This is a genomic window from Ornithinibacillus jepli (assembly GCF_047228935.1).
Lineage (GTDB): Bacteria > Bacillota > Bacilli > Bacillales > Amphibacillaceae > Ornithinibacillus.
Genome location: NZ_JBFEGG010000001.1, coordinates 550,215 through 568,458 on the forward strand (window position 1 = coordinate 550,215; position 18,244 = coordinate 568,458).

The window sequence follows — 18,244 nt, forward strand, 5'->3', positions numbered from 1 at the left end:
CATATAAGATAGATATCTAATAATCAAATTTTTATCAATATATTACAAAGGTCCTGTCTGGGAAAGGACTTTTGACCCTTGAATGTCCTAGTACAAAGGATATACTAATGGAAGGAAATGGTAGGGGGGGATAACTCGTGAATGATCTTGTTATATATCCTAGAAAAGGAAAGATGATTTTATATGGAATAGGTTGTTTGATTTTCGTAGCTTTAGGTGCACTACTTTTTGGAATTGGGTTAACAGAAAGTGGAAGTGACCAGATAAAATTCCTTATAATTGGTGGGATTGCATTGGTATTCTTTGGCTTATGCATGGTTTATTGGGTGAAAAGTATGTTTAAAGCAAAGCCAGCTCTTATTATTAATAATGTAGGAATTACTGATCAATCTACATATATTGCTCCTGGTCTAATAAAATGGGAGGAAATTGAGGATATTGACTTCGTACAATTTGGTGGTCAAACATACATTGGGATATTTACAAAAGATACTGATTTAGTCGTAAATCGAAGTAGTTCTTTTAAAAAGCTGTTAAATCGTATGAACAAGGGACTATTACCGTCACAAGTAAATATACCAGTAAAAATTTTAGATTGTAACGTTGAAGAGCTAGTTGAAAAAATAAATAAACAATGGGTGAAATCGGGAGCATAGAGCCCCGATTATTACCCAAAGACCTCTCCGCCGTTTACGTGTAGTACTTGGCCGGTTACAAAGCGTGAATCATCAGAAGCTAGATAAACAAAAGTCGGTGCTACTTCAAAGGGCTGCCCTTGACGTTCTAATAAGTTGTTCACTTGCGTTACTTCATCTGCAGAGAAACTTGAAGGGATTAATGGAGTCCAAATTCTCCCTGGTGCAATAGCATTAACGCGAATTCCTTTATCGGCTAAATTTCTTGCAAGTGCGCGGGTAAAACCAATATTTGCCCCTTTTGTTGCAGTATAGTCAATTAATTGATCGTACCCATAAAACGTTACTACTGAAGCTGTATTAATTATGGAACTACCAGCTTTTAGGTGCTTTAAAGCTTCTCGTGTGGTATAAAAATGGGAATAAATATTAACTTTAAATGTCTCATCAAATTGCTCATCTGAAATATCTAACAAACTTAATTGTTGGAACTGAATTCCGACATGATTACAAAGAATATGCAGTTCTCCAAATGTATCGATAGTCTTTCTGACGATATCGACACATTGTTGTTTCTTTCTAAGGTCACCAGGTAATAAAAGGCAGTTTCTACCGATTTCTTCTATTCTATTTTTTGTTCGATTAGCATCCTCATGTTCATCAAGGTATGCAATAGCAACATCTGCTCCCTCTTTAGCAAAAGCAATAGCAGCTGCTGCTCCCATACCACTATCTCCACCTGTAATTAAAGCAACTTTTCCTTTTAATTTGCCACTACCTTTATAATTAGGATTTTCAATTATTGGCTGTGGAACCATTAAGCTCTCTAATCCGGGCTGTCGATATTGTCGTTGTTCTGGTACTGTTACTGGCACTTCCTGATATTTGGTGATCTTCCCGTAATTTGGGTACATTGGGTAGGATTGATTTTTTGAATGATCATTTGACATACGAATGATTCCTCCTTCATTTCCATAGTTACTTTATTCGAAATGGGCTAATGGTGTGCCTGGTAAAGAGTTGTACAGTCTCATTTCAGACGAAGTGAGAATAAAATAGCTAGAAAATCAGAGTAGGAGGATTTATAATCATGAATTATTATTACAACCCAGAGGTTAAACTGCTGTTAATGAACCAATCTGATAGAAAGGTAGTTGTATCGTATTTACCTGGTATTCAATTTCAACTGCCTCTGATATCAAAACGACCACCATATTTTACGAATCCAAAGTATGTATCTTATTATCCTACGATTTAGTTCAGAGGTGCTAGGGCAGTAGAATTGACCCTCCTAGCACTGCTTACATACATCTTGGATAAGTAGGATTTGGTTTGACGAATAGTGTATAATTTTGATAGATTAAGGTAATACTGTAGTGTAATCTATTCATAGATTGCTAGATTAGAATTTACGAGGTGAAGAAATGCTAGATTTTATAAACGATATTAATTGGCCGGAATTACTACTTAATATTGGGTTTAAAGCCCTTCAAGTAATTGCTATAGTCATTCTTTATTTTATTGTGAAGTCTATAGGGAATCGTGCAGTAGGTAAAATATTTAATCGAAAACAAAGTGATATGTCTTCAGGAAGAGCGAAGACATTAGAATCTATTACGAAAAACATTCTTACCTATTTCCTTATGTTTATTTTCGCAGGCTTTATTCTTTCGATTTTTGATTTCGAAATAACAACTCTATTAGCTGGAGCAGGTATTGTCGGGCTTGCTATCGGGTTTGGTGCACAAGGCCTAGTAAGTGATGTTGTTACAGGATTCTTCATTCTATTAGAGCAACAAATTGATGTTGGGGATTATGTAACAGTAGCAGGTAAAGATGGCGTAGTGGAAGAGGTAGGACTTCGCACTACGAAACTAAGAGGATTTGATGGAACATTACATTATGTACCTAACCGAGAGATTACGAATGTAAGTAATCATTCCCGAGGAAATATGCGCGCATTAGTTGATATTGGCATTTCGTATAATGATGATATTGATAAGGCAACGCAAATTTTACAACAAGTATGTGAGAAAATTGCTGCAGAAGATGAGACCATCGTAGAAGGGCCAGATGTGATTGGTGTTCAAGCATTTGGTGCGTCTGAGGTAGTTCTTCGTGTTATAGGAAAAACGCAAAATGGTGAGCAATGGGCTGTGGAACGGAAATTGAGAAAGGCAATTAAAGAAGCGTTTGACCAAAACGGTATCGAGATTCCTTTCCCACATCAAGTTCATATTAATAAAAATGCATAACAACACTAATGAGAAGTAACCATGAATTAAGTGGTTGCTTCTTTTTCGTTAATCTAAAAGAGTAATACTTCCTTTTCTAATTGAAGGAGAGTATAGTAATAGAAAAGAATTAGCAGTAGAGGTGATGAATGTGGTAACGGAAAAATTATATTATCTAGATCCATATTTAGGGCGTTTCACAGCAAAAGTTTTACAAACAGGAAAAGATGATAAAGAACAACTTTATGTTGTATTAGATCAAACAGCTTTTTATCCTACAGGTGGTGGACAATCTTTTGACACAGGAACATTAAACGACATTCCAGTTTATGATGTGGAAGAAATAGATGGAGAGATTAGACATTACATAAAAGAGACGATTGCTGTAGGAGAAGAATGTGTTGGTGAAATAAACTGGGATAGACGAATAGACCATATGCAACAACATGCAGGACAGCATATTTTGTCGGCAGCATTTGAAGAAGAACTTGGGTTTAAAACGGTAAGTTTCCACTTAGGTAAGGAAATTTGCTCGATAGATTTAGCTACTGATCGATTATTGGAACAAGAAGCAATGGAAGCGGAGAAAATGGCAAATATTATTATACTGGAAAATCGCCCCATCGAAACTAGGTGGGTATCAAAAGAAGAACTCGTAAATTTTCAGCTAAGAAAAGAAGTCGCCGTTACAGAAAATATTAGGTTAGTCATAATTCCTGATTTTGATTATAACGGTTGCGGGGGAACGCATCCTCAATCAACAGGACAAGTAGGGGCTATAAAAATACTTCATTGGGAGAAGCAAAAGAAACATATTCGTCTTTACTTTATATGTGGAAAAAGAGTACGAGAAGAGCTACATAAAAAACATCAAGTGATTCAAAACTTGACAGCTTTATTAAGTGTTCCCCAAGAACAATTGGTCGAAGCAACAAAACGTGTAGTGGATCAAACAAAAGAATTGGAAAAGACTGTGACAGACTTAAAATCACAGCTGGTGGAATATGAAGCGAATGCGTACATTGCAAAGTCGATTCAAAATAATGGTTACGAAATAATAAAAGAAGTCTTTTATAATCGACCTATGTCTGAACTTCAGCAATTAGCTAAACGTATATCCTCTAACTCTAATAATACGATAACGGTGTTCGTCAATGAGACGGATGAAAAGCTGCAAATAGTGTGTGCTCGTGATACAGGATTACAATTAAGTATGAATCAATTAGTGAAAGAAGCTTTACCTAGTATTAATGGAAAAGGTGGAGGAACGGACCAAATAGCTCAAGGCGGAGGAGAAAAACTAATATCTAGTGAGGAACTATTGGGATTGCTAGTACAGATATTAGAGTAAGGAAAAATAATTTATTTAAAAGGTGCCTAAATAAACCAAGGCACTTTTTTGTATTTAAAAAACTTATCATTTGCAAAACATTGAATGGACCGAGCACTCATGATTTAACGACTACTCGAATAGGATGTACTAATAAGCATATGAATCTTATTTGGTGGGAGAGATAATCGGTGGTGCAATTTATATTAGAAATCTTTACGAGTGAAGAAAAGGCAGAAGCAATTTTATCCAGTCCATTGATAGAGCTAATTTTTATGGTACTTATTGTTGGCTTTATTATAGCTATGTTAGTACATCTAATCTTATTTAGTAGGCTGAATAAACTACGAAATTATTTGAATGAAACGAACCGATTGGACATTGAACCACTAGACTCATTTCAGAAAGAATTTCAAAAAAAGAATGAAGTAGAATCAGTAGCAGTTGAAACCTTCGTTCAAGAGAGGTTTTCAAGTTGGCGTGTCCTCGGTGTACCAGCAGTTAGTTTGATTAAAATGATCCAAATGACGGTTTCGGTATTTATATTAATTGGAGTTCTTGGGACGTTCATTGGCTTAACCATTTCCCTAGGTAGTATTAATGGAACTGGGGATCAATTAGTTGAAAATATCGCATTAGTGCTTGGTGGGATTGATGTAGCGTTTTACACGAGTATAGCCGGAATGGGATTCTCGCTTATAATGACAGTTCTATTAAAAGCTCTTAATACTGAGCACATACTTACGGATATTATGCTTAAAGTAGAATCAAGCCTAGAAGGTAATGATGGGAATAATATAAATCGCTTAATTCAGGTTTCAGAGATGATAAATCAATCCATTGTTCATTTAACAGAGTCAAATCAGCAATCTCTTGGGAATATAGAACGAGCATTTGAAGGGTTCCAGGAGTATACAACGGGGTTACAACAATCAGCAAAAGATCTAGCAGCATTTAATGATCGACTGTCAGAAAACTTACTTGAATTCAACCAATTATTTAATCAAATGACTGAAGTCACAAATGGATTCAGTGAAGGTACTTCTCGCTTAAATAAAAACTTTGATTCATTATTCGATTATTTTAATAAAATAGATCAAAAAAATGAGCGGATTGTGAAGACGGTAGAGGGAACATATGAACAAGTTAAAGAAGCCTCCAATACGCAAAAGGAAACATTAAAACGATTTGAAGAAGTTGTACTTGATTTAAAAGAGTTTTCTTCATCTATTTTACAAGGTCAACAATCGATTGGAGACTCTTTCGTACAAATCATTAACCAGAGCAATCAATTAGTAAAAAAAATGGATCAACATAATAAAGAATTTAAACAAGTTTTCGGAAGTGATTTATCGTCGAGACTTGTTGGTATTACAACTTATTTAGGTGAGCTATCTAGAGAATTTGATAACCTTGGAGAATCTATTTCGGACTTACCAGAAGCTTTACAAGTAATTAATCAAACTCAATCAGAGTATAAACAACTTTTAGCAGACAGATTCGAGGAATTGAAGCATTTTAATAGAACATTTAGTAATCATTTGAAGGAACATACGACAGATTCACTTGCATTTGAAAGAAATCTACGTGAAGTAATGAAAACATTTGAACAAGTGAGCATAAAAAATAAACAATTAATGCAAGAAATAGATTCAAAAATTAATCAGATGAACCAATCCTATAATCATCGAGAAAATCAATTGGAAACAAGTGTATCCATTTTGAAGGACGCTCTTACTAATTACGTATCTAGCTTCGAGGGTACATTTAGTAATCGTATCGACCAAGTAGTTCGGAACATTTCTACTTCATTAGACAATACAAATGAAAATATGAAGCGTGAATTTATGGAAATCAGAAGAATAAACGAACAAATTCAGCAAACGAATTCTCAAGCCTTACAGCACATGCTTCAAGAGTTAGGTAGAGAAATGCAAGCTTTGATTAGACAGTTAAGTGTAGTTAGTCAACAAGGTCCATCAAGACCACCTGGAATAGGGATGAATCAAAATGGATACTAAATACCAACGTTTATTCAAACGGGAAAGTGATGAAGGGCATTTTTGGCCATCTTTTACCGATGTACTTACAATAATATTACTTTGCTTTATTCTGATTTTTATAGTAATGATGGTTATTAAATCTTTCCAGATCGAAGAAATGAAGCGGACGATTGATCAGATTATGGGAGTAAGAGTAAACTTAGTAAATGAGCTTAAATCGGAATTCAATGATTCAGAGGCAGGGATTACCGTTGATAATAAAACTGGCGCGATTATATTTGATACCGATATACTTTTTGAGTTTGATCGTGCAGAATTAAAACCTGAATCCTATCAATTTTTAGATGAGTTTGTACCGAAATATTTAGATGTATTGTTAGGAAGCGGCTATGAAGATTATGTAGCAGAGATTATTATCGAAGGGCACACAGATCGTAGTGGTAGCTACCTATATAATTTAGAGCTAGCACAGAATAGAGCGTATAGCGTAGCGTCCTACATATTAGGCGAGGAATTTCCATATAAAAATATTCAAGATCACCTTCAAGATAAATTAACAGTAAATAGTAAGTCTTATTCGGATTTTCGCACGGACGAAAATGGTGAATATAGTGCAGAGTCTTCTAGGAGAGTTGAGTTTAAATTTCGCTTAAAGGATGAGGAAATTTTAAATAAGACTAGAGAAATATTAGGGGAATAGTAATTTAACGCAGGAGTTATCTACTGCTTTTTTATTGATTAATTAGCATATTTCCATTCTCCCTTTCCATACTAAAAGAAAAGGAGGGAAGGGTATGGCAAAGAAAACGAAGAAAAATCGTCCAGATCAAAAAAATAAACAAGGGTTTGATTCAAGTAAACAAGACTCAGAGTTTTCAACAGAGTTTGGAAGTGCTAAATCTAATCAAGCGCATAAAGAAAAAGCAAAAAAAGCCAGAGCAAATAAGCAAGGTTAAATTATGATAAAAGGGGATTTCCTAAATGACAGACTCAAATAAAGAAAAGGAAAGACAATGGCGTGCTAGAAAAAATGCCAAAAATCCACACGGGAAAGTAAAATCACTCGATCAATTAGCTGACGAGGCATTTAAAAACGGGAAAAAATAATAGGCATTAGCATTCAATTTATAGGAGTACACATATGAATCAATTATCACATGAGGAAGTAATTAAACAGTTAAATAAGCTATTAAGTGAAGATGTGACAGAAGTTTTTGAAGAACAGTTAAGAGAAGCAGGTGAGCATGGTAACCCAAGCTTTACTATATCAGGTAGAAATGGTATGGAAATAGTAGTTGCTGTCGAGTGGGATAAAGAGTCGGATCAGTTGTATTTTAGAATAGAGCCTTAATAAAAATAAGAGTTGATTTGTTTCAACTCTTATTAGCTCTATCCGACAACATTTTCTTTTTTATCTATCGGCAGTTTTTTCTTATTTGTATATTTACGTTTAATGAAGAATATTCCAAATAGAATAATGGCTATGCCACCCATAATATATGTAAGGTATTCTGTTACAAATTCTTCTGAAGCTTGGCCATAAAGGTAAAAAGCAATACCTACTACGTAATATTTAACCGCTCGCCCTATTGCGGCATAACCGATTAATTTCCAAAGTGAGTAGTGAAAACAACCAGATAGAATCGTAAACACTTTAAAAGGTATAGGAGTAAAAGCACCAATTAAGATGGCAGCTTCACCATTTCGATGGAATGAATTAGTAGCTTTTTCAATCCATTTCTTTTTAAGGAACTTATGTAATACAGGCTCACCCAATATCTTGCCAATTAAATAACCAAATGGTGTCCCTAAAAGACAAGCAATGTATCCAAACGTTGCAAGCCATATCGCGGACTCTGGATTTAACATACTGAGAGAGACTTGAGTGAAAAAAGCTGGAATCGGGAAAATGATGGCATCGATAAATCCATGTACAAACATCCCAATAAAACCGAAATCTTCAAAAAATTTACTGACTTGCTGGACCATGGCACATCTCCTCACAAGGGACTTACTATTTTTTTAATTATATCATAAATATTCTGGATAACCTCGATAAATAAGGTATTTTGTCGAAGAATGTCTATTTTATTTCCGAATAAGATTACGAAAGGGGTAGTCCTTATCAAGAAAAGGACTACCCCTAATAGGAATTATTGTCTATTTTTTGGATATCTTTCTTTACCTTTCATATCATTCAATTCTTCTTTACTTTTATTCTTTTTCTTTTTGTTCTTTGCCATCTATATATCCCTCCTTGAAGCTTAGTTTGAACGAATAATTCAAATTAATGTAAGCAAAAAGAAGGAATATGGCTTATCTTGTTTCCGCTAACCATTTTCGTATAAAATTTCTATATTTCGTAGTCGTCTTATTACTTGATACTTTTGGATTTTCAATTGGGTCATCTAATCCGTTAACTAATAACGTTATTCGAAAACGCTGACCGGGCTCGTCTATAAAATAAGATCCTATTTTAAATAAGTCTGCTTTATCAAATAGATCATTCAAGCGAAGATTAATTTGTCTAAAGGCTTCCATATCTACTCCTCTTGTATAGCCGATGTTTAAAATTAATTGCTTTCCTTCAAAGAAGTCCTTAGGGAGGTATGGGGTTGCGATTAAATACTTTAATGGTTCATCGAAATTTCTTCCCTCTATTGTATGTAAAAAAAGTGGCCCCCGATTTCGGTATATAAACGATTTAACATCTTGATAATCGATATTGATTTTTCCAGTTTCGTCAACTAAATCACGTAATCCGTTTATGGTTTGGTCCTCTATCGTATCAAATGTATGACGTGCTTCATGGATTGGGGTAGTAAGATCAATTGTTTCCATTAATCCATCACTGTCAAAGAACATTACGGCATCGCAAAAATCTCTCATAATATAATATTGCTCACGAGCAGTAGCTTGTCTTCGTTTTCCTTCAAAGCGGAAGGGATACCGAAAGACGCCAATTAGAAGTGGTTTCCGAGCTCTTAAATTCTGCAGCTTAGTTCTTAATCCCTCAGTTTCACTTGGATTTCCGCCAATAAAACGATAAAAACTGATATCGTCTTGTTGAAGTTCTGCAATAGTCGATTGTTTTTTATCTGAAAAGTCAGTATTCATTTTAAACGGTCCAAAAATTCTCTCCATGTCGTCTCTCCCAACCTATTATTTCATCTTTTTCACCATAATATCAGATTGTGATAGGAATGTTTGTCAAATTGTGTTAAGAAAAAGGACTAGTTTTGTTGAATGAATAAAGAATTAATGTAACCGGTTAAATTACGAATTATCGCTTATAGCCCTGTACATATGAGGAAAATGGATGTATGATTAGCATTATGCAAATTATTTACCTAGGTAAGTAATTGGAGGTATGTCATGATTAATCGAAAATTAATTCATCTATTAAATCAGCAAGTAAGGTATATAAATAAAAACTTAAATGAACGTATACAAGACCATGATTTATATAATGCCCAGTGGTCGATTTTATACTTTTTGCATGAAAATGGAGCTAAGACGCAAACCGAGATTACGAACTACTTCCATGTAAATGCTCCTACGATTACACGAACAGTGAAACGGATGGAAGAAAACGGTTGGATTAATCGAGTGGTTGGTCAAGATAGACGTCATCAATATATTGAATTGTCCCATGATGCCAAAGAGAAATACAAAGAGATTGAAAAGGTTGTCTCGGAGCATGAAGAAGAAATGCTTTCTAATCTTTCAAGAGAGGAAAAAGAACTATTACTTAGTTTATTACAAAAATTAAAATAAAGGAGTATCGACATCTTGAGTAAACATAGAAATAAGATCTGGACGAAAGACTTTGTTCATATTTCATTAACACAGTTTATTGTATTTATAGGTTTTTACACGTTACTTACAACATTACCTTTATATGTAATGAATGAGTTAGGTGGTTCAGAAGCTGAAGGTGATTTAGTAGTAACGATTATGTTATTTGCTGCTATTATTATGAGACCTCTATCGGGAAGTATATTAGATAAATTCGGTAAGAGAAAAACATTGTTGTGGAGCACGGGCTTATTTACTGGCACCATGTTCTTTTATTTTTTATTAGATAGTTTTACAGGTTTATTGATTTTGAGATTCATTCATGGACTTTCCTTTGGTGTTTTAACAACTGTTGCTAGTGCAATTGCAGCAGATGTGGTACCAAATGAAAGAAAAGGAGCAGGTTTAGGATACTTTGCTATGGCAACCAATATAGCAATGGTTGTTGGGCCATTTTTAGGGCTATCTTTCATTCAATTCGTTTCATATGAGGTACTATTCATTTTTATTAGTTTGATAGCCTTAATTGGGGTATTTTGTGCAATACAAGTGAATGTACCACAGGAAGTTTACAAGCTCAATGAACGTAAGAAAGAGAACTTTTCTATCCATGATTTATTAGAAATAAAAGCACTACCAATTGCAGCCATTAGTTTGTTTGTTGGGTTAGCTTATTCTAGTATTCTTTCATATGTAAGTGTTTTTGCAAATTCAAATGGGTTATCACATGTTGCAAGCTATTTCTTTGTTGTTTTTGCGTTTGTCATGATTTTAGCAAGACCTTCACTTGGACAATTATTTGACGTGAAGGGTCCAAAATATGTCATAATTCCAAGTTTAATCGTATTTAGCCTTGGTCTAGTCCTACTAGGGTTTTCCAACTCTGTTTGGATGTTTTTAGTAGCAGCTGGGATTATTGGACTTGGAAGCGGTTCTTTGCTTCCTAGTTTTCAAACAATGTGTATTCAAGCAGGAGGTCCAGGTAGAAGTGGCCATGCAACGGCAACATTTTATATTTTTTGGGATATTGGAATAGCAACAGGGTCTTACGTACTTGGTGTGATTGTTGCAAAATATAATTTCCAAGTTTTATATATTGCCTGTGCGGCATTACTACTTATCGTTTTAGGTTTATTCATGGTTCAGCAATCCCGTTCTGGGAAGAAGGTATCTTTAGAACAACAGGTTACTGTAGAAAATATGTAATTATGGCTTGTTTTCAGTCTTAAGACGGAAGGTCCCTACTGTAATAGTAGGGATTTTTTATGTATAAAAATCAGTCGCGGTCCCGAGGTTGAAAAGGTTTGAAGTGAGTATGATAGAAGTAAGAAAACAAGGGAGGAAATGAAAATGAATTATGAAATAAATAGACTGTTGGCAGAAGGAAGAATGAAAGAGATGAGGGACTATGCTTTTCAAAATAACCTATATGGTAAGAAGTTGCACAAAAAAAATAAAAGAGCTAAACATGCTGAGAAACAAAGAGCAGTTCAAATTTTACCTCAAAAAAAAGTAGGTTAACTCCTTGAAAGTAAGGAGTTTTTCTTTTTTTAGAATAAAAGAGGAATATTACTAACTATATTATAACGAACAGAACTCTACTAGATAGAATCAATATCAGAATAGTACGAGATGTATCTATCTTGTTATTTCGTCGCTTATATCCGATAATGGATGCACATGAGAAAAAGGGGTGTCTTAATGAAAACAGCATTAGTATTTGGGGGAAATAGATTTTTCGGTGTGAATTTAGTAGATAAATTATTAAAAAACGGTGTTGAAGTAACGGTTGCTACACGACAAACTAGTGGTGATTCATTTGGTGATAAGGTAGAACGGTTGAAGGTAGACCGTTTTAATGAATCCACTGTTCGCGAAGCAGTTGAAGGGAAAGAATGGGACGTTGTCTTTGATCAGTTATGCTTTTCTTCGAATGATGCTGAAATAATTGCGAACACATTAACAGGAAAAATGAAACGCTATGTATTTACTTCTACATTATCTGTATATGATTATGGTGTCAAAATGGCTGAAGAAGTGTTTGATCCGTATACATATGAAGTAAAAATGGTAGATCGAACTGAGGTTACATATCAGGAAGGGAAAAGACAGGCGGAGTCCTACTTTTTCCAAAAAACAAACTTCCCAGTAGTAGCAATGAGAATTCCTATTGTGCTTGGTGAAAAGGATTATACGGAGAGACTATTACATTATGTAAAAAGTGCTCAAGAAGGAAAGAAAGTATACTTCCCGAATCCGGACGCTGAGATGTGCTTTGTACATCAAAAGGAAGCAGGCGAATTTTTAGCATGGATTGCAGAGAAAGACTTTACAGGACCAATCAATGTGTGTGCTAATGGTTTTATTACTATGAAAGAGTTAATGAAGCTTATATCAGAGAAGACGGGTAAAGAAGTTGTAATTACGACTGAGGAGGAAATTGAATCACCATATGCAATTAACGAAACATGGACATTAAGTAATGAGAAAGCTATTAATCTCGGATACAACTTTACTAATTTAAATGACTGGTTACCAGATTTGATAACCTTTTTCGCTAAATAATTCCCATACTAAAAGCCACTTATCATTTAATATGTAATGAAAGGTGGCTTTTAGTTATGTTTTCAGAAGTTGCAAGTAACTTTAGTTTTTGATTAAAAACTCTTTCATAATGCGGAGAAATTCTTCCGTTTCTTCTATATAAGGCATATGAGCACTTTGTTCAAAGACATGAAATTTACTATTTGGAGTAAGGCTACTAAAATATTCCGTTGATACAGGAGTAGCTTCATCAAATCGACCACACGTATAAAGGGTAGGGACTGTTATCTTATGTAAATCCTTTGTACAATCAAAGTTCTTTAAGTTCCCAGCAACGTGAAATTCTGATGCACCCCACATTATATTGTAAATTTCAGAATTTCGATATTTTGATCCTTCTTTAAGGGAAGCAGGTCTTTCAGTTTCAGGTAACCGACATACGAAATGATCATTAAAAACTTTGGTGGCTTTTTTATATTCTTCCGAATCCGTGTTACCATTTTCCTCACATTCTTTTATTGTATTTTGCACATCTATAGGGAGTTTTTGAAGGTTTTTTCGTTGGTCCTCTGCCCATATCGGTGCACTCAAGCAAGGACTAGAAAATATTATGCTTTGAACTTCTTCAGGATGTTTAAGATAATATGCAGCAGCTAATGTTGTCCCCCATGAATGACCAAGTATATGAAATTCCTCTAGTCCAAGACCTTCTTTTAACTCTCTTACTTCTTCTACGAAACGATCAATGGTCCAAAGTGATGTGTCTTTAGGACGATCGGAGTTTCCACACCCCAATTGATCATACAAAATAATCGGTCGAACTTCAGCAAGTTCTTTTAACCCTTGTAGAGACCAATGAGAAGAGCCTGGTCCCCCATGTAGGATAAGAACAGGAGTGTTGTTAGTTTGTTCGTCATGGATTTGATACCAGACCTTTCCACCAGTTACGTCGATGAAACCTTCTTTAATTGACATCCTATATTCCCCCTTTATCATAATAATTCCTTCATAATATAGTAACACCTTTTATAAAATTTTCAAAAATTAATCTATAGTTATGTTAAACTATCTATGGGGGGATGGGAGTGTTTTACCAATTTATTATATTTTTTATTATAGTAATTTTAATCATGTATCTAGTTAGATTTATTGTTCGAAATAAATTAAATATACCACTAGATTGGGGAAATAATAGACCTATAAACCATATACATAGGTGGGGCAATAGAATTTTTATTGGTCTTGCTTTAAGCATTCTTATCTTGATATATTGGACTGACAACTTTAATTTGTTATATTTAGTTTTTGCTTTACTGTTAGTTTATGTTTGTTTTGAAGCGTTTTTAGAATGGAAGTATGAGCCAGAGGAAAAACAGTATTTTCTTTCGATCATAGAAGCAATAGCTGTTGGAGTGATCTTTATTGGGTTTATTATCTTGTCCTTAAAAACATTAACTTTTGAAGAGGCACTAGAAGAAACTGGATATATTGACCTTGATTCTAATCAATATATAGAAATAGAAGATGTTTCTTTCCATCCAAATGAAGAGGATATGTCTAAACAAATTACGATAAAGCAAAAAGCAAGTATAGAAGATCCAAACTTAATTAACCAAATATTCGATGAATTTTCAGAACTTGAATATCGAGAAAAATCTCTTCATGATGATAGTAGAGGTCATTATTATCGATTATATTTAAAAACTAACAATTACAGTTATTCTGATATAACGGTTTATGATGAATACATTTCGATTTTTTCAAACGATTATAATACATACCAGATTATTGGCGAGAATGGTATTTATCAGTTTCTTGAGGAGGAAGAAGCTATAGATTGGGAAATTCCAGAGAGTAATGATTAAAATAAGGTAGCCGAAAAGGCTACCTTATTTTAATCTACTGTTACAGCAAGTCCTTTAATCTTTAATGATGGAGAACCTATATATCCATAGTAATCCATTGGTGAAAATGTTAAATCATTACCAACTTTTTCTATATCTAGTAATAACTCATAGAAGTTTCCTGCAATAGTCATTTGATTTGTAGGTCCAACGATATTGCCATCTTTCACATATAACCCATTTGCTGCAAGTGAAAAGTCTCCGGATATTTGGTTTGCACCGGAATGAAGGCCAGATAGACTTGTAATAATAATACCTTCATCAAGTGTACTAGTTAACTCTTCAAAAGATTCTTCACTTGGAACAACATAAAAATTAGATGGACTTACACCAATTGAATCTTTATAAGCTGATTTATTACCGTGCCCAGTTGAATTAACACCATCTTTTTTCGCTGTCTTTAAATTATGGAAATAAGATGTTAGCTTACCTTTCTCTACTACTGTCAATTTCTTAGTAGGAACACCTTCAGAATCAAAAGTTCCGCTACGAATCCCATTTTCTAAAAAGGGATTATCAATAAGGGTGACAGCTTCCGAGGCAATAATAGAATCTAACTTACCTTTAAGGCGAGATTGATTATCTTGTACTGATTTTGCTGAGAAAGATGGTGAGAAAGTAGCTAGTAAATTAGCAGCTGCATATCCTTGTAAGATTATTGGATAAGTTTTATTCGGATATGATTTTCCATTTAAATGTCTTAAACTTTTTTCCACGGCTTCTTTAGCAATTTCAGAGGGGTCAAGTGAACCTAAGTCCTTTGTTAGTTTAAAATACATATCTGCCTTTATTTCATCATTTTCTTGTACAACTACTGAGAAAGCAACATATAGAAAGTTATTACGATCCTCTAAAGAAAGTCCTTTATTGTTATATAACGCTTTTTCAACTAATTGATCTTGTATAGCCGCATAATTAGTTTGGGTAACTCTTGGATCATATTCATATATTCTTTTCTCGACTTCTTTTAAAAATGAGATTTTATCTGCAATCGATACTTCTGCTAAAGTTGGAGAGTAGAAGTCCAGTTCTTCATAATTAGCATTACCAGAAAATAATTCCTCAGGATCATCTTCTATCAACATAGCATTATCTTTCAGATTCTCTAGTAGAAAGTTAATGGAATCTTTATCGATTTTTTCTGTGTAAGAATATCCCATTTTTCCATCGTAAAGACCTCGGACAGATAAACCTAGGGTAGTGGCAGATACATAGTCATCAATTTCACCTTTGAAAATTTGACAGCCGAATCCTGTCTGCTTTTCGTAGTACAGTTCTAAATCTGTAAAACCTAGCTTTTTCCCTTCAGCAAATAGTTGGTCTCGAAATGCAATTATATTCATTTAATTGCCTCCTTTCCCCCGACAGTAATTTCACTTACACGTAAAGTAGGTTGACCTACATTTACTGGAATGCTACCACTAGAAGCACCGCACATCCCAGCACCATGGCCTAGGTTGTTAGCGACCATATCAACTTTTTGAATTGTTTTTGCGCCATTACCTATTAAAGTGGCTCCGCGTAATGGTTTATCAATTTTTCCATTTTTAACTAAATATGCTTCGTTTATTGCAAAGTTATAATCACCTGTTGCAGGATTAACCTGTCCACCACCCATATACTTTGCATAAATACCATACTCTGTGTTCGCAATAATTTCTTCAGGAGTAGATTTTCCAGGAGCTATATATGTGTTTGTCATTCTAGATGTAGGAGCATATTTATAGGATTCACGTCTCCCAGAACCAGTTGATGCTGTGTTCATTCTACGAGAGTTGAATTTATCAATCATATATCCTTTTAGAATACCATTTTCAATAAGTACATTTTTACGAGCTTTTTCACCTTCATCATCAATATTAATCGATCCCCATTCATTTGTAATGGTCCCATCGTCAATATAGGTTACTAGGTCTGAGGCAACTTTTTCTCCAATCTTATTTGCAAAAACTGAGTTATTCTTAGCAACGGAAGAAGCTTCTAAACCGTGTCCACATGCTTCATGGAAAATTACTCCACCAAATTCATTATCAATAATAACAGGGAATTTTCCACTTGGAGCAGGATCTGCATGAAGCATTGTCACGGCTATCCGAGCTGCTTCTTTAGCATAGTGTTCAAGGTCAAGTCCCTCAATATACTCAAATCCTTGATATCTACCAGGGCCATAAAAACCTGTTTGCATATCGTGTTCATTTGATGCAATTGCATTAATGACAAGTCTACTTCTAACACGTGTATCTTCTACATAAGTTCCCTCTGAATTAGCAATTAGTACTTGTTGTTCCTCTTCTACTAAGCCAATCGTTGCTTGGGAAATAGAAGAATGGAAATCTCGAACTATTTGATCAGCTCTTCTTAAAATAGCAAGTTTACGAGACTTCTCAACACTATTTGGCATCAATTCGATTGGGTGAATCGTCTCAACTGATTGTTTCATTTGTGGTAAAACTATCGTTTTCTCAGTTTTTGCTCCATGGATTGCTTGTGCAGCTGCGTTAGCAGCTTGAAGTAAGCCTTCCTTTGAAAAATCATTCGTATAAGCATATACACTATTTAGCCCTTTAAAAACCCGAATTCCAACCCCAAAGTCCCTTCCGGTCAAACTGGTTTCTAGTTTCTTGCTTTGTAATTTCATTCTACTTGTAAAGCGATCTTCTACAAATACTTCAGAAAAGTCTCCACCTGTCGTAAGTGCTGCAGATAGTGCATCTTCAATCAGTGCCTTGTTTAACATATAATCCCCCTTAGTATTTTTTTACTTGTCAGAATTTATTATACAACAAAAAACTATTTTTACATGAACCTGAAGGCGGGTTTAAGCTCAGACTTAAGACGTAGAAAACAAAAAAAAGCACTGTTAATAAACAGTACTTTACGAGTTTATCCGGAAATATATCCTCAGTAAGTAAGCTAACCATTTGCATTCCGGGTTACTACGAATATTTTCAATCAACCCATTAATAATCGCTTTAGAATGTGTGGGTTCTATAAGATGTTCTTTTAATATAAGTAAAGATTCTTTTTCAATAGAACCTTCTATTTCGTTTAAGGTAGTATCTAATAAAGTCAAAAGTTCATCTTTTGATATTTCCTCAACAAAAAAATCTTGAATCATTTCTTCATTTTCTAACGTAATAAAGGGTATGGTTATATTTTTTGCTAAAATATCTACTTTTTCAACCAGAGATTTTGCTGCTAAATCTAGGTTTATTACGCCACTATTAAATAAGATAATATTGGCATAACCGTTTATTAGTCCCTTAATGGAATAGATCAAGTCGTATTTTATTTCATTTATACTTTCCCCATAAATTTTTTCCATTACTTTTAGAAAAGCTACATCTGTTTTTCTATGATAATACTGCATTCTGGAAAGTAATTCTTTATTGAGGGAGTGAGTCTGTTCTATCATGAGAAATTTTGCTAAGTCTCTATGTTTTAAGAATGCATCAAAAATTTTATGGAATATTTGATATAAAGTGTCCTTTGTTATTCTGTTACTGACCGTGTAGTCAAGGTCAGCGGTAATTAATTGCATGAAGTGATCGATGATTGAAAGTATAAGTTCGTCCTTCGATTTAAATGATAAATAAAAAGCACCTTTAGAAATACCACAGTATTCTGTTATCTGTTGTACGGAGGTTTCTTTAATTCCTTGTTTGGCAAATAACTCTAGTGCTTTTTCCATAATTAATTGTTTTTTATTCATTTGTAAAATCTCTCCTAAAATTATGAGCATTCAGTTGACAAACTGACCGGATAGTCATTAGTATAGGATAGTAAGTTTTAAAAG

At 34.2% G+C, this 18,244-nt stretch carries 21 protein-coding genes; 14 read left to right on the forward strand and 7 right to left on the reverse strand.

What is annotated here, in order from left to right; genetic code table 11:
- The first annotated feature begins 137 nt into the window (after positions 1–137).
- Positions 138–656 (forward strand): STM3941 family protein, encoded by a 519-nt coding sequence (locus tag AB1K81_RS02935; RefSeq protein WP_412975156.1) that lies wholly within the window; start codon positions 138–140, stop codon positions 654–656.
- A gap of 11 nt (positions 657–667) precedes the next feature.
- On the opposite strand, the gene AB1K81_RS02940 is transcribed toward AB1K81_RS02935, so the two are convergent.
- Positions 668–1,585, reverse strand: a complete 918-nt coding sequence (locus AB1K81_RS02940; protein ID WP_412975157.1) for an SDR family oxidoreductase — start codon at positions 1,583–1,585, stop codon at positions 668–670.
- 140 nt (positions 1,586–1,725) lie between these two features.
- Between AB1K81_RS02940 and AB1K81_RS02945 the strand changes: the two genes are divergently transcribed.
- The 8 genes from AB1K81_RS02945 to AB1K81_RS02980 all read left to right on the forward strand — a co-directional run bounded on the left by AB1K81_RS02945 (position 1,726) and on the right by AB1K81_RS02980 (position 7,553).
- Complete coding sequence (locus tag AB1K81_RS02945) at positions 1,726–1,893, forward strand: hypothetical protein (protein WP_412975158.1); 168 nt, start codon at positions 1,726–1,728, stop codon at positions 1,891–1,893.
- A gap of 166 nt (positions 1,894–2,059) precedes the next feature.
- Positions 2,060–2,890: a mechanosensitive ion channel family protein gene (locus AB1K81_RS02950; RefSeq protein WP_412975159.1), complete on the forward strand. Its 831-nt coding sequence runs from the start codon at positions 2,060–2,062 to the stop codon at positions 2,888–2,890.
- 124 nt (positions 2,891–3,014) lie between these two features.
- Entirely contained in the window at positions 3,015–4,220 is a 1,206-nt protein-coding gene (locus AB1K81_RS02955) for an alanyl-tRNA editing protein (protein ID WP_412975160.1), read from the forward strand.
- 170 nt (positions 4,221–4,390) lie between these two features.
- Positions 4,391–6,220, forward strand: coding sequence for a MotA/TolQ/ExbB proton channel family protein (locus AB1K81_RS02960; protein WP_412975161.1), 1,830 nt, complete (start codon positions 4,391–4,393; stop codon positions 6,218–6,220).
- Positions 6,210–6,902: an OmpA family protein gene (locus tag AB1K81_RS02965; protein ID WP_412975162.1), complete on the forward strand. Its 693-nt coding sequence runs from the start codon at positions 6,210–6,212 to the stop codon at positions 6,900–6,902. Before AB1K81_RS02960 ends, AB1K81_RS02965 begins: the two co-directional genes overlap by 11 nt.
- A gap of 94 nt (positions 6,903–6,996) precedes the next feature.
- On the forward strand, positions 6,997–7,158 hold the full coding sequence (locus tag AB1K81_RS02970) for a hypothetical protein (RefSeq protein ID WP_412975163.1): 162 nt from the start codon (positions 6,997–6,999) through the stop codon (positions 7,156–7,158).
- A 25-nt stretch (positions 7,159–7,183) separates the two neighbouring features.
- Entirely contained in the window at positions 7,184–7,309 is a 126-nt protein-coding gene (locus AB1K81_RS02975; RefSeq protein WP_412975164.1) for a DUF6254 family protein, read from the forward strand.
- 34 nt (positions 7,310–7,343) lie between these two features.
- Positions 7,344–7,553, forward strand: a complete 210-nt coding sequence (locus tag AB1K81_RS02980; protein WP_412975165.1) for a hypothetical protein — start codon at positions 7,344–7,346, stop codon at positions 7,551–7,553.
- A 38-nt stretch (positions 7,554–7,591) separates the two neighbouring features.
- Here the strand turns inward: AB1K81_RS02980 and AB1K81_RS02985 are convergent, their stop codons facing one another.
- Both AB1K81_RS02985 and AB1K81_RS02990 read right to left on the reverse strand, forming a co-directional pair.
- A complete protein-coding gene (locus AB1K81_RS02985) occupies positions 7,592–8,191 on the reverse strand; it encodes a YqaA family protein (protein WP_412975166.1) in 600 nt (199 codons plus the stop codon).
- Between the two features lie 327 nt (positions 8,192–8,518).
- Positions 8,519–9,346: an FtsZ/tubulin family protein gene (locus AB1K81_RS02990; protein ID WP_412975167.1), complete on the reverse strand. Its 828-nt coding sequence runs from the start codon at positions 9,344–9,346 to the stop codon at positions 8,519–8,521.
- A 231-nt stretch (positions 9,347–9,577) separates the two neighbouring features.
- On the opposite strand from AB1K81_RS02990, the gene AB1K81_RS02995 reads away from it, so the two are divergent.
- From AB1K81_RS02995 to AB1K81_RS03010, 4 genes are all read left to right on the forward strand, one after another.
- A complete protein-coding gene (locus tag AB1K81_RS02995; RefSeq protein ID WP_412975168.1) occupies positions 9,578–9,979 on the forward strand; it encodes a MarR family winged helix-turn-helix transcriptional regulator in 402 nt (133 codons plus the stop codon).
- Between the two features lie 15 nt (positions 9,980–9,994).
- Positions 9,995–11,206: an MFS transporter gene (locus AB1K81_RS03000; RefSeq protein ID WP_412975169.1), complete on the forward strand. Its 1,212-nt coding sequence runs from the start codon at positions 9,995–9,997 to the stop codon at positions 11,204–11,206.
- 144 nt (positions 11,207–11,350) lie between these two features.
- Complete coding sequence (locus AB1K81_RS03005) at positions 11,351–11,521, forward strand: hypothetical protein (RefSeq protein ID WP_412975170.1); 171 nt, start codon at positions 11,351–11,353, stop codon at positions 11,519–11,521.
- Between the two features lie 180 nt (positions 11,522–11,701).
- Positions 11,702–12,565 (forward strand): NAD-dependent epimerase/dehydratase family protein, encoded by an 864-nt coding sequence (locus AB1K81_RS03010; RefSeq protein ID WP_412975171.1) that lies wholly within the window; start codon positions 11,702–11,704, stop codon positions 12,563–12,565.
- An 81-nt stretch (positions 12,566–12,646) separates the two neighbouring features.
- Here the strand turns inward: AB1K81_RS03010 and AB1K81_RS03015 are convergent, their stop codons facing one another.
- A complete protein-coding gene (locus tag AB1K81_RS03015; RefSeq protein WP_412975172.1) occupies positions 12,647–13,519 on the reverse strand; it encodes a proline iminopeptidase-family hydrolase in 873 nt (290 codons plus the stop codon).
- A 110-nt stretch (positions 13,520–13,629) separates the two neighbouring features.
- Between AB1K81_RS03015 and AB1K81_RS03020 the strand changes: the two genes are divergently transcribed.
- The gene (locus AB1K81_RS03020; RefSeq protein WP_412975173.1) at positions 13,630–14,409 is read left to right on the forward strand and encodes a DUF4181 domain-containing protein; all 780 of its coding nucleotides are present in this window, start codon (positions 13,630–13,632) and stop codon (positions 14,407–14,409) included.
- A 29-nt stretch (positions 14,410–14,438) separates the two neighbouring features.
- Here the strand turns inward: AB1K81_RS03020 and AB1K81_RS03025 are convergent, their stop codons facing one another.
- From AB1K81_RS03025 to AB1K81_RS03035, 3 genes are all read right to left on the reverse strand, one after another.
- The gene (locus AB1K81_RS03025) at positions 14,439–15,791 is read right to left on the reverse strand and encodes a TldD/PmbA family protein (RefSeq protein ID WP_412975174.1); all 1,353 of its coding nucleotides are present in this window, start codon (positions 15,789–15,791) and stop codon (positions 14,439–14,441) included.
- Entirely contained in the window at positions 15,788–17,185 is a 1,398-nt protein-coding gene (locus AB1K81_RS03030) for a TldD/PmbA family protein (protein WP_412975175.1), read from the reverse strand. Before AB1K81_RS03030 ends, AB1K81_RS03025 begins: the two co-directional genes overlap by 4 nt.
- 138 nt (positions 17,186–17,323) lie before the next feature.
- Positions 17,324–18,160 (reverse strand): TetR/AcrR family transcriptional regulator, encoded by an 837-nt coding sequence (locus AB1K81_RS03035; RefSeq protein ID WP_412975176.1) that lies wholly within the window; start codon positions 18,158–18,160, stop codon positions 17,324–17,326.
- Positions 18,161–18,244: the final 84 nt, after the last annotated feature.

Bases quoted from the DNA above. Each gene is read 5' to 3' on its own strand.
- AB1K81_RS02940 (WP_412975157.1), bottom strand. From the start codon at position 1,585: ATGTCAAATGATCATTCAAAAAATCAATCCTACCCAATGTACCCAAAT.
- AB1K81_RS02945 (WP_412975158.1), top strand. From the start codon at position 1,726: ATGAATTATTATTACAACCCAGAGGTTAAACTGCTGTTAATGAACCAA.
- AB1K81_RS02950 (WP_412975159.1), top strand. From the start codon at position 2,060: ATGCTAGATTTTATAAACGATATTAATTGGCCGGAATTACTACTTAAT.
- AB1K81_RS02955 (WP_412975160.1), top strand. From the start codon at position 3,015: ATGAATGTGGTAACGGAAAAATTATATTATCTAGATCCATATTTAGGG.
- AB1K81_RS02965 (WP_412975162.1), top strand. From the start codon at position 6,210: ATGGATACTAAATACCAACGTTTATTCAAACGGGAAAGTGATGAAGGG.
- AB1K81_RS02970 (WP_412975163.1), top strand. From the start codon at position 6,997: ATGGCAAAGAAAACGAAGAAAAATCGTCCAGATCAAAAAAATAAACAA.
- AB1K81_RS02975 (WP_412975164.1), top strand. From the start codon at position 7,184: ATGACAGACTCAAATAAAGAAAAGGAAAGACAATGGCGTGCTAGAAAA.
- AB1K81_RS02980 (WP_412975165.1), top strand. From the start codon at position 7,344: ATGAATCAATTATCACATGAGGAAGTAATTAAACAGTTAAATAAGCTA.
- AB1K81_RS02985 (WP_412975166.1), bottom strand. From the start codon at position 8,191: ATGGTCCAGCAAGTCAGTAAATTTTTTGAAGATTTCGGTTTTATTGGG.
- AB1K81_RS02990 (WP_412975167.1), bottom strand. From the start codon at position 9,346: ATGGAGAGAATTTTTGGACCGTTTAAAATGAATACTGACTTTTCAGAT.
- AB1K81_RS02995 (WP_412975168.1), top strand. From the start codon at position 9,578: ATGATTAATCGAAAATTAATTCATCTATTAAATCAGCAAGTAAGGTAT.
- AB1K81_RS03005 (WP_412975170.1), top strand. From the start codon at position 11,351: ATGAATTATGAAATAAATAGACTGTTGGCAGAAGGAAGAATGAAAGAG.
- AB1K81_RS03010 (WP_412975171.1), top strand. From the start codon at position 11,702: ATGAAAACAGCATTAGTATTTGGGGGAAATAGATTTTTCGGTGTGAAT.
- AB1K81_RS03015 (WP_412975172.1), bottom strand. From the start codon at position 13,519: ATGTCAATTAAAGAAGGTTTCATCGACGTAACTGGTGGAAAGGTCTGG.
- AB1K81_RS03025 (WP_412975174.1), bottom strand. From the start codon at position 15,791: ATGAATATAATTGCATTTCGAGACCAACTATTTGCTGAAGGGAAAAAG.
- AB1K81_RS03030 (WP_412975175.1), bottom strand. From the start codon at position 17,185: ATGTTAAACAAGGCACTGATTGAAGATGCACTATCTGCAGCACTTACG.
- AB1K81_RS03035 (WP_412975176.1), bottom strand. From the start codon at position 18,160: ATGAATAAAAAACAATTAATTATGGAAAAAGCACTAGAGTTATTTGCC.